The organism is Gilvimarinus sp. 1_MG-2023 (assembly GCF_030548285.1).
In genome coordinates, this window is record NZ_JAUOSC010001555.1 from 1 (window position 1) to 242 (window position 242).

A 242-nucleotide genomic window follows, 5' to 3' on the forward strand; every position below is an offset into this window, starting at 1 on the left:
GGCTTATATTGGAGCAGGGGCTCCCCGGTTTTTTATCTCTGCCAGCCCGGAGCAGCCGAACAGTGCTTTCGCCAAGCTGGTTATCGTGGCAGAAGACATCGCAGCCCGAGATGGTTTGATCCGATTGATTCGTAACCGGGTAGCGGCCGGTGATTTTCCGGAGTCACGAGTCAGAGCTGAAACACTCCTTTACGGCCCGCCGGTTGACTGGCCAGTCAGTATTCGAGTGATGGGGCCAGAGG

Annotated in this window: 1 protein-coding gene; it reads left to right on the top strand. The window is 57.0% G+C overall.

Features of this window, described 5'->3' with window-relative positions; translation table 11 throughout:
• The coding region (locus Q4563_RS22020; protein WP_303606056.1) for a hypothetical protein at positions 1-242 on the top strand (242 nt) is incomplete at both ends.